The 12,222-nt window shown below is 65.2% G+C and carries 12 protein-coding genes and 1 pseudogene; 6 read left to right on the top strand and 7 right to left on the bottom strand.

Annotation, left to right across the window (positions count from 1 at the left end; genetic code table 11):
- The first annotated feature begins 32 nt into the window (after positions 1-32).
- A pseudogene (locus J9892_RS01225) lies at positions 33-523 on the top strand (glycine zipper domain-containing protein).
- A gap of 37 nt (positions 524-560) precedes the next feature.
- Here the strand turns inward: J9892_RS01225 and J9892_RS01220 are convergent.
- Positions 561-1,517 carry a D-2-hydroxyacid dehydrogenase gene (locus tag J9892_RS01220; RefSeq protein WP_039041095.1) on the bottom strand — a complete coding sequence of 319 codons (957 nt, stop codon included), beginning with the start codon at positions 1,515-1,517 and terminating at the stop codon, positions 561-563.
- Positions 1,518-1,633: 116 nt separating this feature from the next.
- Positions 1,634-2,404 (bottom strand): DUF3530 family protein, encoded by a 771-nt coding sequence (locus J9892_RS01215; RefSeq protein ID WP_042880268.1) that lies wholly within the window; start codon positions 2,402-2,404, stop codon positions 1,634-1,636.
- Between the two features lie 309 nt (positions 2,405-2,713).
- Here J9892_RS01215 and J9892_RS01210 point away from each other — a divergent pair, with 309 nt between their 5' ends.
- From J9892_RS01210 to J9892_RS01195, 4 genes are read left to right on the top strand one after another with little or no spacing between them, the layout of a single operon-like run.
- Positions 2,714-3,754: an isopenicillin N synthase family oxygenase gene (locus J9892_RS01210; protein WP_210537928.1), complete on the top strand. Its 1,041-nt coding sequence runs from the start codon at positions 2,714-2,716 to the stop codon at positions 3,752-3,754.
- A 21-nt stretch (positions 3,755-3,775) separates the two neighbouring features.
- The gene (locus J9892_RS01205; RefSeq protein ID WP_010673785.1) at positions 3,776-4,588 is read left to right on the top strand and encodes a MetQ/NlpA family ABC transporter substrate-binding protein; all 813 of its coding nucleotides are present in this window, start codon (positions 3,776-3,778) and stop codon (positions 4,586-4,588) included.
- Positions 4,585-5,379, top strand: coding sequence for an ATP-binding cassette domain-containing protein (locus J9892_RS01200; protein WP_128273433.1), 795 nt, complete (start codon positions 4,585-4,587; stop codon positions 5,377-5,379). The genes J9892_RS01205 and J9892_RS01200 overlap by 4 nt, the downstream gene beginning before the upstream one ends.
- Entirely contained in the window at positions 5,364-6,035 is a 672-nt protein-coding gene (locus J9892_RS01195) for a methionine ABC transporter permease (protein WP_124244808.1), read from the top strand. Before J9892_RS01200 ends, J9892_RS01195 begins: the two co-directional genes overlap by 16 nt.
- A 94-nt stretch (positions 6,036-6,129) precedes the next feature.
- Here J9892_RS01195 and efp read toward each other — a convergent pair whose 3' ends face one another.
- From efp to J9892_RS01180, 3 genes are all read right to left on the bottom strand, one after another.
- Positions 6,130-6,696 (bottom strand): elongation factor P, encoded by a 567-nt coding sequence (efp, locus tag J9892_RS01190; protein ID WP_010673788.1) that lies wholly within the window; start codon positions 6,694-6,696, stop codon positions 6,130-6,132.
- A gap of 45 nt (positions 6,697-6,741) precedes the next feature.
- Positions 6,742-7,938, bottom strand: a complete 1,197-nt coding sequence (gene earP, locus J9892_RS01185) for an elongation factor P maturation arginine rhamnosyltransferase EarP (protein ID WP_210537927.1) — start codon at positions 7,936-7,938, stop codon at positions 6,742-6,744.
- A 95-nt stretch (positions 7,939-8,033) separates the two neighbouring features.
- On the bottom strand, positions 8,034-9,077 hold the full coding sequence (locus tag J9892_RS01180) for a GMP reductase (RefSeq protein WP_010673790.1): 1,044 nt from the start codon (positions 9,075-9,077) through the stop codon (positions 8,034-8,036).
- Between the two features lie 379 nt (positions 9,078-9,456).
- Between J9892_RS01180 and J9892_RS01175 the strand changes: the two genes are divergently transcribed.
- On the top strand, positions 9,457-9,948 hold the full coding sequence (locus J9892_RS01175) for a RimK/LysX family protein (protein ID WP_246876605.1): 492 nt from the start codon (positions 9,457-9,459) through the stop codon (positions 9,946-9,948).
- Positions 9,949-10,015: 67 nt separating this feature from the next.
- Here J9892_RS01175 and J9892_RS01170 read toward each other — a convergent pair whose 3' ends face one another.
- Positions 10,016-11,458, bottom strand: a complete 1,443-nt coding sequence (locus tag J9892_RS01170) for an ATP-binding protein (RefSeq protein WP_210537926.1) — start codon at positions 11,456-11,458, stop codon at positions 10,016-10,018.
- Positions 11,455-12,147: a response regulator gene (locus tag J9892_RS01165; protein ID WP_210537925.1), complete on the bottom strand. Its 693-nt coding sequence runs from the start codon at positions 12,145-12,147 to the stop codon at positions 11,455-11,457. Before J9892_RS01165 ends, J9892_RS01170 begins: the two co-directional genes overlap by 4 nt.
- Positions 12,148-12,222: the final 75 nt, after the last annotated feature.

Genomic DNA, 12,222 nt, shown 5'->3' with positions numbered 1-12,222 from the left:
TAATCAATCATCAGGTTTGACAGGAGTACCCCATGAAAATGAAACCGTTTGGCATGAGCGCACTGGCGCTGCTGGGGGCGTTGCTGTTGGGCACAGGACAGGTGCAGGCATCCGAGACCCTCAATACCATTCTCGGCGGCGGAGCCGGCGGGGTGGCGGGCACCATGATCGGCAAGGAGCTGGGTGGCGACACCGGCGCCCTGGTGGGGGCCGCCCTGGGGGCGCGGCCGGTGGTGCGGCCACGGCCAATAGGGGCAACAAGAACGAAGCTGCGCTCGGCGGCGCCGTCGGTGCCCTGGGCGGGGCAGCCATCGGCAAGAGCGTCGGTGGCAGTACGGGCCAGCTGATCGGCGCCGGTATCGGTGGTGCCGGTGGCTCCGCCATCGGAGCCAGGACCGGGGATGGTCACGAGAGCCGCGGCGATCGCTATTACGATGACAGGCGCTATCACAAGCACCACAAGCACCACAAGCACCACAAGAAACACAAAAAGCACCGCAAGCACAGATGGCATGACGACTGATCCCGCTGCCGGCCCGTGAGGGGCGGCGAGCGGCCTCTTACACCAGCCGGTGCTGGCGCCTGCCAAGGGAGAAGGCGTTGATGTTGTCGATGAGCTGATCCGCGAGGCGCTGCATCGACTCTTCGCTGGCCCAGGCCACGTGGGGAGTCAGGATGAAATTGGGGTAACGCAGGGCCTGCATCAGGGGGTGGTCGGGGGGCGGCGGCTCGACGCTCGCCACATCGAAGCCGGCGCCCCCCAGACGGCCGTTGCCGAGGGCTTCGAGCAGCGCCTGCTCGTCCACCAGGCCGCCACGGCCCACGTTGATGAGCAGGGCGCCCGGTTTCATCAGGGCCAGCTCCCGCTCCCCGATGAGATGGCGGGTGTAGGGGGTGAGCGGGCAGTGCAGGCTGATCACATCCGAACTTTGCAGCAGGGCATCCAGGGGCAGCCTGTCGTCATCCCCCGGGGAGCCGACCTGGCTCTGGGCATAGTAAACCTCCATCCCGATGGCGCTGGCCCGCTGTCCCAGCGCCTGTCCCAGGGTTCCCTTGCCGATGATCCCGAGGCGCTTGCCATGCAGATCCGTGATGGGGTGGTCGAAGAAGCAGAACTGGCCGCTTTGTTGCCAGCGCCCCTCCAGCAGGGACTGGCGCCAGGCGAACAGGTTGCGCGACAGGGCGAGCATCAGGGCCATGGCGTGCTCGGGGACGGAAGGGCCCGAGTAGTTGCGGATATTGCACACGGCGACATTGGCGGCGCGGCACGCCTCCAGATCCAGGTTGTCGCTGCCGGTGGCGGCCAGGGCGATCAGGCGCAGTTCGGGCAGCTGGGCCAGTTCATCGGCCCCGATGCGCACCTTGTTGATGATGGCGATGCTGGCGCACTTGAGCCGCTCCACCACCTGATCCGGTGCCGTGGTCGGGTAGCTTTGCCAGTGATGGGGAAAATCGGGGCGGCGCAGATTGATGCCGGTGTCCAGGGTGTCGCTGTCGAGAAACACGATTTGCTGCATGAAGCCTCCTGCCATTGATGAGGCCATCATGCCAAAGATGGGGGCGGGATGACCAGTCCGCTGGCCTGGGGGGCAGCTTTGGTTTGGCCCAATCCTTTTGATACTCAGTGATTGGGTCAGATCCAGCCCAGGTGCGTCAGCCAGCCCTGGATGCGCCCCGGCGTCTCCTCCAGATCCATCAGGGCATAGGGGCGGTAGTTGAGCTTGTGGCTGCGGCGGCTCTCGCTTCTGCGGGCTTCGGCTGCCAGCAGGGGCCAGCGTCCTCCCTCCTCCTGATAGAGATCCAGGGTAGGGATGCTGCCCTGGGCTATCTGCTTGGCGAGGGTCTGGTTGCTCAGCTGGTTGGGGAAGAAGCCGTCGAGCAGCACCAAGGCATCGGGGGCGGGCAACTGTTCGCTGGCGATGAGGTTGGCGGCCCAGGCAGCGCTGGTACCCTGGGCCAGCAGCAGCTTGAAGCCCCCCTCCTGCAGCTTGGCATCCCCCAGCTTGCTGATGCGGGAGGCAAACTGCTTGCGAAAATCGTCGATGACCTGCTGTTTCTTCTCGGCGGCGGGGTCGAGCTCGGTCTGCTGCGGCGAGGGGAGCAGCAGCAGGGTATCGAAACCGAGGCGCCCCAGCTCCCGGGTCAGTTGCCACAGCTGGCCGCTGCGCTGCCAGTCGGGCAGCAGGATGACCAGACCCACGTAGTTGTCGCTGTTGTGCTTGGCAAACAGTATCTGTTGTTTGTCCACCCTGGTGCTGTCGGGTATTCCCTGCCAGTCGCTGCTCTGCCAGTAGTCGGGGGGAACCAGGGGGGCTGGATCCGGGGCGGCGCCTGACGGTGCCTGCCCGGCGCCGTGGGCGGCAAAAGCAAGCAGGGTCAGCAGCAGATAGGGGCGAAATGTCATGGGGGATCCTCCAGCACTCCCTCATAGCGGCCTCGCCGGGGGTTTCTTTAGGGCAAGGGGGCACATCGGCATCGGCGGTGGCGAAGAGGGTCTGACCGGCGGGCCGGACACGGGCCCGGGATTGTTCCAAATGGCAAAGCATTCCCGGTTTTGATTGTTCCATCCCGTGACCCATACATGGTTCAGTAAGGGCAGACAGACAGGGGGCCGGGGCATGTCGCCACTGGCCGCAGGCGGAGAATTCTCCCCCCTGTCTCGTCAGAACGAGAGGTTCACCCTCATTTTCCATCGACAGGGAGCGTTATCGCCATGAGCACCTTGGTTCACTTGCCCATCCTCGACCTGAGGCAGCTGGATGCCTCGCCCGACGCCCGGGCCGATTTTCTGGCATCGTTGCGCGATGCCGCGAGAGAGACGGGATTTTTCTACCTGACCGGCCACGGCATCGATCCCGCGCTGCAACAGGAGGTGCAGCAGCTGTCGCGGGCCTTCTTTGCGCTGCCTCTGGCGGCCAAGCAGCAGGCCGCCATGATCCACTCTCCCCATTTTCGTGGCTACAACCGACCGGGGGCGGAGCTGACCCGGGGTCAACCCGACTGGCGAGAGCAGTTTGATATCGGTGCCGATCGCCCTGCCTTGCCGCGCGCGGCGGGCGACCCGCCCTGGTGGCGGTTGCAGGGGCCGAATCAGTGGCCGGAGGCGCTGCCGACACTGCAACCCGTGCTGACGCGCTGGCGTGGGCAGATGACCCGGATGTCCCGTACCCTGCTCGGGGCTTTTGCCGAGGCGCTCGCACTGTCGCCAGATGCCTTCGATGCCCTGCACGGAGAGCGTCCCAACGAACATATCAAGCTGATCCGCTATCCCGGTGAGCGGGGCGCCACCCAGGGGGTCGGTCCCCACAAGGATTCGGGCTTCCTGAGCTTCCTGCTGCAGGATGACCAGCCCGGCCTGCAGGTGGAGGTGGCGCCGGATCACTGGATCGATGCGCTCCCGCTCCCCGGCACCTTCGTGGTCAACATCGGTGAGCTGCTGGAGCTCGCCAGCAACGGCTACCTGCGGGCGACCGTGCACCGGGTGGTGCCGTCGGCGCCGGGGCAGGAGCGTCTCTCCATCGCCTTCTTCCTGGGGGCCCAGCTCGACGCCGTGGTGCCCGTCTATCCGCTGCCCGAGGCACTGGCCCGTGAAGCCAGGGGGCCTGCCACCGACCCGCACAATCCGCTGCTGCGGGAGGTGGGCTGGAACTACCTCAAGGGGCGGCTGCGTTCCCACCCTGATGTGGCATTGCGCCACCATGCCGATCTGTTGCCGGCGCCCCGGGCGCTGGCGGTCGGCGAAACCACCCATTGATTGCATGGCAAGGAGCACAAGATGAACAAGCACGGACTGTTTTCCCTGAGCGGCCTGGTATTGGCCCTCGGACTCTCTCTCTCCGCCCAGGCAGCCCAGGCGCTGCGGGTTGCCGCGGATCCACTGCCCCATGCGGATATCCTCGGCGAGGTGAAACGCCAGGACCCTTCGCTGGATCTGCAGGTGATCGAGCTCAGCGGCGGCATCAATGCCAATGCCCTGCTGGTGGCGGGTGATGTGGATGCCAACTACTTCCAGCACGTCCCTTACCTGCGGGATCAGGAGAAGGCGCTCGGCACCGAGCTGGTGGTGGCCGCGACCGTACACGTGGAGCCCCTTGGCATCTATTCGAAGAAGTTCAAGCACCTGAGGGAGGTACCGGAAAAGGCGGTGATCGCCCTGCCCAACAATGTCACCAACCTGAGCCGGGCCCTCTATCTGTTGCAGCACGAGGGGCTCATCACCCTCAAGGCCGGCCATGAGGATCCGGCGCGGGATCTGGCGACGGTGCACGACATCGCCACCAACCCCAAGGCGCTCAAGATCCTGGAGATCGAGGCGCCACAGCTGCCGCGCTCCCTCGACGACGTGGATCTGGCGGTGATCAATGGCAACTATGCCCTGGAGGCGGGGCTGGAGCCTGCTCGCGATGCCCTGGGGCTGGAGAGCGCCCAGAACAATCCCTACGCCAACATCCTGGTGACCACCCCGGCGCTCAAGGATGATCCGCGGATCCGCCAGTTGGCGCGGGATCTGGAGTCCAGGGCGATCGCCGACTTCATTCGCAAGAGCTACAAGGGGTCGGTGATCCCGGTGGCCGGGCGGCAGTCATGATAGTGCTGGAGGGGCTCGGCAAGCAGTACCCGGGGCACGGGCAACCCGCTCTGGAGGGAGTGTCGCTCGAGATTCCGGATGGGGCCATCTACGGCATTCTCGGGCGCAGCGGCGCGGGCAAGAGCACGCTCATTCGTTGCCTCAATCTGCTGGAGCGGCCAAGCCGGGGCCGCATCCTGTTCGATGGCCGCGACATCACGGCCCTGGAGGGGGCGGCCTTGCGCCGCCACCGTCAGGGGACCGGCATGATTTTCCAGCACTTCAATCTGCTGCACGCCCGCAGCGTGGAGGAGAACGTGGCGGTCCCGCTGGAAATCGCCGGAGTGGCGCGCCGGGAGCGGGCGGCCCGGGTCAGCGAGCTGTTGGAACTGGTGGGGCTTGGCGAGCACCGTCGCGCCTTTCCCTCCCAGTTGTCGGGGGGACAGAAGCAACGAGTGGGCATCGCCCGCGCCCTGGCCGCCAATCCGCGCCACTTGCTCTGTGACGAGGCGACCAGTGCCCTGGATCCGGAGACCACGGAGTCGGTGCTGGCGCTGCTTGCCGACATCAACCGCCGCCTCGGGATCACCATAGTGCTCATCACCCACGAGCTGGAGGTGGTCAGGGCCATCTGCGATCACGCAGCATTGCTTGAACAGGGTCAGCTGGTGGAAAGCGGCGCTCTGGGCACCCTGCTGGCCAACCCAGACTCCCGCGTGCGGCAGGCCCTGTTGCCGGATCCCGAGATCCTGCGGCGTTTCATGGCGCGTCACGGAGTCACAGAGGAGGTGCGTTTATGCAGAGTCGCCTGAGTGTCGATGCCTTGCTCGAACTGATGTATCAGGGGTCGCTCGAAACGCTCTACATGGTGGGGGTGGCGGCCGTGTTCACTCTGTTGCTGGGGCTGCCGACCGGGGTGATGCTGGTGGTGACCCGTCCCGGGGGCGTGCTGCCCTTGCCCCGTCTCAACATGGTGCTGGGGATCGGTATCAACATCGGGCGGTCGCTCCCCTTCGTGGTGCTCCTGATCGCCCTGATCCCCCTGACCCGGCTGGTGGTCGGCACCTCACTGGGCAGCACCGCCGCCATCGTTCCCATTACCCTGGGGGCCTTCCCCTTCTTTGCCCGGGTGGTGGAGAGCGCCCTCGATGAGGTGGACAAGGGGCGCGTCGAAGCCGTGCTCGCCATGGGGGGCAGCGGCTGGCACGTGGTCGTCAAGGCGCTGCTGCCCGAGGCCTTGCCGGCGCTGCTGGCCGGACTCACCCTGACGGTGGTGATGCTCATTGGCTTCTCCTCCATGGCGGGGGTGGTCGGTGGCGGCGGGCTCGGTGATCTGGCGATCCGCTACGGCTACCAGCGCTTTGATGACAAGGTGATGGCAGGGACAGTGGTCATGTTGCTGCTGCTGGTGCAACTGGTACAGGGGGTGGGGGACAGGCTGGTGCGGGCACTGGCCCATCGCCGCTAGGGGCACGGCTTCTCATCAGGCCGGCCGTGAGGTGCCAGCCAATAAAAAAGCGAGCCTTGGCTCGCTTTTTTTGCAATCACATCAAGGGGTCAACTTAGTTGACGCGACGCTTGAATTCACCGGTACGGGTGTCGATTTCGATCTTGTCACCGATCTCCACGAAGGCGGCAACGGCCAGCTCGTAGGAGGTGCCCTTCAGGCGGGCAGGCTTGGTCACTTTACCGGAGGTGTCGCCACGGGCGGCCGGCTCGGTGTACTCGACTTCACGCACGATGGTGGTCGGCAGTTCTACGGAGATGGCTTTCTCGTTGTAGAAAGTCACTTCGCAGAGGTCTTCCATGCCGTCTACCAGGTAGTTCAGGGCATCACCCAGGTTGTCTTTCTCGACGTCGTACTGGTTGTACTCGGTGTCCATGAAGACATACAGCGGGTCGGAGTAGTAGGAGTAGGTGCACTCTTTACGCTCCAGCTGAACGACTTCCAGCTTGTCGTCGGCCTTGAAGACGGTCTCGGTGGCGCTGCCGTTCAGCAGACCCTTCAGCTTCATCTTGACCACGGCGGAGTTACGGCCGGATTTGTTGAATTCAGCCTTCTGGACCACCATCGGCTCGGTGCCGATCATGACTACGTTACCAGCGCGGATTTCCTGTGCGGTTTTCATGTAAAAAATTCCTGTTCGTGAAACGGACGGATAAAAACTGCCAGATTATATACGGCTTTCTAAAAATTTCACCAACCTCGTGACGAGATCCCCGTCCGCCAGCAGCCTCTGTGGCCAGGTGCGCCCATGTTGCTGCCATATGGCCGCGTATTGCGGCCATTGTGCCCAGAGTTCACCGGTGTGTTCCCCCCGGTTGAGGGCATGGTTGAAGCGGCGCAGCCACTGACCGGCCGACGTTGGCAAGGGGGAGAGGTAGTGGTCGAGAAAACCGTCCAGCTTGACCATGTGGGCATCCTCTTCCTGCTGGTAGATATGCCAGAGGAAGGGGCGCCCCGCCCACTGGGCCCGCACGAAGGAGTCCTCCCCGCGCACCAGGTTGAGATCGCAGCTCCACAGCAGGCGATCGTAGCCCCTCTGATCGGTCATCGGCAGCAGCTTGATGGTGAGGTTGCCCGCCTGGAGCAGATCTCCGGCCCGGGCACCGGGAATGGCCGCTGCCAGCCCTGCGCCGATGAGCGCGTCGTCGAGGGAGCGCCCCAACGGCAGCAGCAGGGTGACGGGGGTGACGCTCTGGCGCCAGCCCTCGACCAGGCTCCTGAGCGCCTCGCTCTCGTAGGTAAAGAGGCTGACCCGCAGCTCGTCTTCTCGTTGGGGTGGCAGGCCGAGGCTGGCCCAGTAGGCGGTCAGTCCCGCTTCATCCTGTTGCCAGCGCTCGCGCTCGACGATGAGGCCGTGCTCGCACAGCAAGCCGCCGGTTCTGGCGGTGAAACCCGGGAAGAAGAAGTACTTGTCGAGGCGCTGGCTGCCGACCTGCTGGGGCGAGGCGAGGCCATGGCAATCCTCGACCCAGCTCTCGGCCGAGAGGTATTCGAGGTTGAGCCAGCAGGGGGGCGTGGTCTGCTCGGCCATGCGTTCGATAAAGGGGGCGGGCAGCTGGCAGGCAAACGCCTCGATGACCACCCTGGCCGGGGTCATGTCGGCGGGGAGGCGCTCGTGCCAGTGCTGGACATAGATGCCATCGACCCACTGACCGTCCTGTGCGGGGTCGAGCGCCGGGCAGATGCGGGCGAAGCTAGCCAGATCGTCCACCCAGAGCCGCACCTGCACCTCACTCTTCTGCGCCGGGAGCGCGCCTTCCTGTTTGAGCTGGCGGGCGAGTCGCCAGGTGACGCCGATGTCACCAAAGTTGTCGACGACGCAGCAGAAGATGTCCCAGTCGAAGGGGGGGAGAGGGCTTGTCATGGCGCGGGATCCCAGATGCAAAAAAACCGGTGCGCAGGGTAGCACACCGGTTGGTCGGCTTCTAACCGTCAGCGCGTGACGGGGTCTGTGGCAGGTTACTCCTTGCCGTAGACGTTGTTCTCCTGCTCGCGCACCCGGATGAAGGTGGTGCGTTTGGTGAGCTCTTTCAGCTGGCTGGCCCCCACATAGGTGCAGGTGGATCGCACCCCGCCCAGGATGTCGCGCACCGTGTTCTCCACCGGGCCGCGGTAGGGCAGCAGCACGGTTTTGCCTTCGGAGGCGCGATACTCGGCGACGCCGCCAGCGTGCTTGTCCATGGCGCTGGCCGAGCTCATGCCGTAGAACTTCATGAAGGGCTCGCCATCGACCTCGACGATTTCACCGCCGCACTCTTCGTGAGCGGCCAGCATGCCCCCCAGCATCACGAAGTCGGCGCCGCCGCCAAATGCCTTGGCCACATCCCCCGGGCAGGTGCAGCCGCCGTCACCGACGATCTGGCCACCCAGGCCGTGGGCCGCATCGGCACACTCGATGATGGCGGAGAGCTGCGGGTAGCCGACCCCGGTCTTGACCCGGGTGGTGCAGACCGAGCCCGGGCCTATGCCCACCTTGACGATGTCGGCGCCGGAGAGGATCAGCTCCTCCACCATCTCGCCGGTCACCACGTTGCCCGCCAGGATGACGTGGTTCGGGCAGGCCTCGCGGATCTTGCGCAGAAACTCGACGAAGTGCTGGGAGTAGCCGTTGGCCACGTCCACGCAGATGAAGCGCAGGGCGCTGGACATCGCGAGGATCTGGCGGGTCTTGGTGAAGTCCTCCTCGGAGGTGCCGGTGGAGACCATTACGTGGCCCAGCAGGGCCGGGTCGGTCTCATTGACGAAGGTTTGCCACTGCGCAAGGCTGTAGTGCTTGTGCACCGCCGTCATCATCTCGAAGCTGGCCAGGGTACGCGCCATGGCGAAGCTGCCGACGGTATCCATGTTGGCGGCGATGACGGGCACGCCCTGCCATCGGGTCTGGGTGTGCTTGAAGGTGAACTGGCGGGTCAGGCTGACTTGGGAACGGCTCTTGAGAGTAGAGCGCTTGGGGCGAAACAGGACATCCTTGAAACCGAGCTTCAAGTCTTCTTCGATACGCATTGCGAATTCCTTATTGAGCCTTGTGTGAGAGGTCACTTTGCAGTGGCAACTTTTCGGCAGGCGCAAAAAAACCGGTGGTTTTCAGGCCCTCCGGTTTACAGCAGTGTAGGCAAAAATCCCGTCAGAACAAGACTGATAATTCACGCACCGCTGTGGTAGCCTTTGGCGTCACAACCTGAGGATGGCCGCCAGCGTCATCCCGCACCCTGTTCTCCCCTCGTTTTCCTGCTTCATTCCCCACTCACGCGCCGTACCCGGCATGGATTGTCGTCTGTTGGTACCGCGTCCAGAGCCCGCTCCCCTGCGCGCCAGAATCCGGTTGACCCGCCGGGCGGCTGTGATAGATCTGGGCCCAGGTTACACAAGGCGAGAGAGCGAGATGGGCAAAATGATGGTGGGTGCGGCCATGCTGCTGGCGTTGTGCGGCAGCAGCATGGCGGCGCCGGCCAGCTACGGCTGGATCGAGAAGGGGCTGCTCATGCCCTCCGGGGTGGCGGTCAAGATGAAGCTGGATACCGGCGCCCTCACATCCTCTCTGGATGCCCGGGATCTGCGACACTTCAAACGCGACGGCAAGCCCTGGGTGCGCTTCAACCTGGAGCTGACCGACGCCAACACCGACAAGGTGGTGCGCCAGACCCTGGAGCGGCCGGTGGAGCGCAGCGTCACGGTGCGGGGGGCGGGCGGCATGGAACAACGCCCCACGGTGACCATGAGCATCTGCGTCGGCGACAAGGTCTATGAGGAGTGGTTCACCCTGCGGGATCGCAGCAAGATGATCTACCCCGTGCTGCTCGGCCGCCGTTTGCTGGCCGAACTGGGGCCGGTGGATGCGAGGCGTACCTTCACGGTACAGCCCAGCTGCCGCTGAGGGGCGTGGAGAAAAAACGGGGGCCAGGCCCACGTTTTTCATGGCTGAACGCCGGGCTTGCCAACCCTCATGCCGAACGCGGCGGGGCGGGCAGCAGCACGCTCACCTCCAGCCCCCCCTGCGGCCGGTTGTGGATGTCGAGATCCGCCCCGTGCAGCTGGGCGATGCGCGAGACGATGGCCATGCCGAGCCCCACGCCGTCCCCCTGCTGGGGGTTGACCCGGAAGAAGCGCTCGCACAGTCGCGACAGGGCGGCGGTGGGGATGCCGGGACCGTTGTCCCGCACATCCACCCGGACCCGGTTGCCCTCCTGGCTGACCATCACGGCGATCTCGCCACCCGCCTGGGTGTAGCGCAGCGCATTGTCGATGAGGTTGCCGAACATCAGGTCCAGCAGCATGGCTTGCCCCATCACCTGCAGATGCTCGCCCCCCTCCAGGGAGAGCTGCTGATCCTTCTTCAGGGCGATGGGGGCCAGGGTGGCCAGGGTGCCCTGCAGCAGGGGGAGCAGGGGGAGGGCGGTGAGCGCCGGCGTCTGCTGGTTGTCGATGCGGGCCTGGGTCAGCAGCTGGCGGATCAGGCGATCGCTGCGATCCAGGGCCAGGAGCATCTTGCGCAGCGCCTGCTCGCGACTCGCCTCGTCCTCGGCCGCCATGGCATTCTCGCTGTGGATGCGCAGCACCGCCAGCGGGGTGCGCAGCTCGTGGGCCGCCTCGTTGGTGAACTGTTTCTCCCGCTCCAGGGTGTCCGCCAGGGCGTGCATCAGCCGGTTGATCTCCCCCACCAGGGGCGTCAGCTCCTCGGCCTTGATGGCCAGGTTGAGGGGACTCAGGTTGGCGGGGTGGCGCTCGCCGATGGCCTGGGCCAGCTGGTGCAGCGGGGCCAGGCCACGGGTGATCAGCCACCACAGCAGGCCGAGCAGGAAGGGCAAGGTGATGAAGAGCGGCAGCATGGTGAGGGTGGCCATCTTGCTTGCCAGCTCCCCCCGCTCGTCGTCCCGCTCCGCCACGATGAGCCAGGTCTGCTCGTCCTTGTTGTAGAGGGTGAAGGTGCGCCAGTCGTGGCCGTCGCGGTGCACGGCGCCAAAACCCAGTTCCGGCTTGCCGAACAGCTGGCGCGGGGCGCTGGGGGAGCGCAGCAGTATGTTGCCCTCCTCATCCGTCATCTGGAAGGTGAGGTTGCGCTCGAACTCGTGGCCATAGGGGGTGAACTCGTTGTCCTCCCCGATCTGGCCGAAGCCGCTCGGCTCCTGGTGGGGGGCGTTCGGCTCGGCCTGCTCCCACTCCTGGTAGATGGCGCCGTTGCTCGGCAGATCGCCGCTCTGCTGCAGATAGCGGTTGAGCAGCTGGTTGGTGATGCGGGCGGACTGGGCCAGGCGGGCATCGAACAGCTCCTCCATCTCGTGGTTGGCCTCCAGATAGCCGATGAGGCCGCTGACGGCGAGGCTGACGCTGACCAGGGCCAGGATGCCGGAGAGCAGGAAGCGGCGGATGGAGCGGACGCGACTCATGGTGCCAGGGCTCCCTTGCCAGCCTGGCTGTCGAGCTGGGGCACTATGTAGCCGACCCCGCGTATGTTGCGGATGAGCTCGGGGAAAAACTTCTTGCGCAGGTGGTGGATGTGCACCTCCACCGCATTGCTCTCGGCCCCCTCGTCCCAGCCGTAGAGGCTCTGCTGCAGCTGGTCGCGGCTGAGCACCCGGCCGCTCTGGGTGATGAGCTCTTGCAACAGCTTGTACTCGTGGGGCGTGAGCTTGACCGGCTCCCCCCGGTAGGTGACCTGCTGGGAGGCCGGGTAGAGCTGTAGCTCCCCGTACTCCAGCACCGCCTGGGCCTGCCCTTTGCTGCGGCGCACCAGGGCGCGCAGGCGGGCGTTGAGCTCCTGCAGGGCGAAGGGCTTGACCATGTAATCGTCGGAGCCCGCGTCCAGCCCCAGCACCCGGTCGTCCAGGGCATCCCGGGCGGTGAGGATGAGCACCGGCAGGCTCTGCCCTTCCCGGCGCAGCTTGCGCAGCAGGCTGATGCCGTCGATGTCGGGCAGGTTGAGGTCCAGAATGAGGGCGGCGAACTCCTCGCTCTTGAGCGCCGACAGGGCGGGCAGCCCCTGTTGCAGCCAGTCCACCGTGTAGCCGCTGCTGCGCAGTGCATCCACCATGCCGTCCCCCAGCATCACATCATCTTCCACCAACAGGATCCGCATTCTCTTCTCCCCTCAAACGGCACTGCCCACCAGTATGCAAGCTGGTGGGCTGAGTTTAAATAGCGCACTGTTCTG

It is taken from the genome of Aeromonas sp. Prich7-2, assembly GCF_017939255.1.
In the GTDB taxonomy this organism is placed as follows: Bacteria; Pseudomonadota; Gammaproteobacteria; order Enterobacterales; family Aeromonadaceae; genus Aeromonas; species Aeromonas caviae.
The sequence above is the reverse complement of the archived record's forward strand: the minus strand, read 5'-3'. Positions and strand labels throughout refer to the sequence as shown.

Bases quoted from the DNA above. Each gene is read 5' to 3' on its own strand.
- J9892_RS01220 (WP_039041095.1), bottom strand. From the start codon at position 1,517: ATGCAGCAAATCGTGTTTCTCGACAGCGACACCCTGGACACCGGCATC.
- J9892_RS01215 (WP_042880268.1), bottom strand. From the start codon at position 2,404: ATGACATTTCGCCCCTATCTGCTGCTGACCCTGCTTGCTTTTGCCGCC.
- J9892_RS01210 (WP_210537928.1), top strand. From the start codon at position 2,714: ATGAGCACCTTGGTTCACTTGCCCATCCTCGACCTGAGGCAGCTGGAT.
- J9892_RS01205 (WP_010673785.1), top strand. From the start codon at position 3,776: ATGAACAAGCACGGACTGTTTTCCCTGAGCGGCCTGGTATTGGCCCTC.
- J9892_RS01200 (WP_128273433.1), top strand. From the start codon at position 4,585: ATGATAGTGCTGGAGGGGCTCGGCAAGCAGTACCCGGGGCACGGGCAA.
- J9892_RS01195 (WP_124244808.1), top strand. From the start codon at position 5,364: ATGCAGAGTCGCCTGAGTGTCGATGCCTTGCTCGAACTGATGTATCAG.
- efp (WP_010673788.1), bottom strand. From the start codon at position 6,696: ATGAAAACCGCACAGGAAATCCGCGCTGGTAACGTAGTCATGATCGGC.
- earP (WP_210537927.1), bottom strand. From the start codon at position 7,938: ATGACAAGCCCTCTCCCCCCCTTCGACTGGGACATCTTCTGCTGCGTC.
- J9892_RS01180 (WP_010673790.1), bottom strand. From the start codon at position 9,077: ATGCGTATCGAAGAAGACTTGAAGCTCGGTTTCAAGGATGTCCTGTTT.
- J9892_RS01175 (WP_246876605.1), top strand. From the start codon at position 9,457: ATGGGCAAAATGATGGTGGGTGCGGCCATGCTGCTGGCGTTGTGCGGC.
- J9892_RS01170 (WP_210537926.1), bottom strand. From the start codon at position 11,458: ATGAGTCGCGTCCGCTCCATCCGCCGCTTCCTGCTCTCCGGCATCCTG.
- J9892_RS01165 (WP_210537925.1), bottom strand. From the start codon at position 12,147: ATGCGGATCCTGTTGGTGGAAGATGATGTGATGCTGGGGGACGGCATG.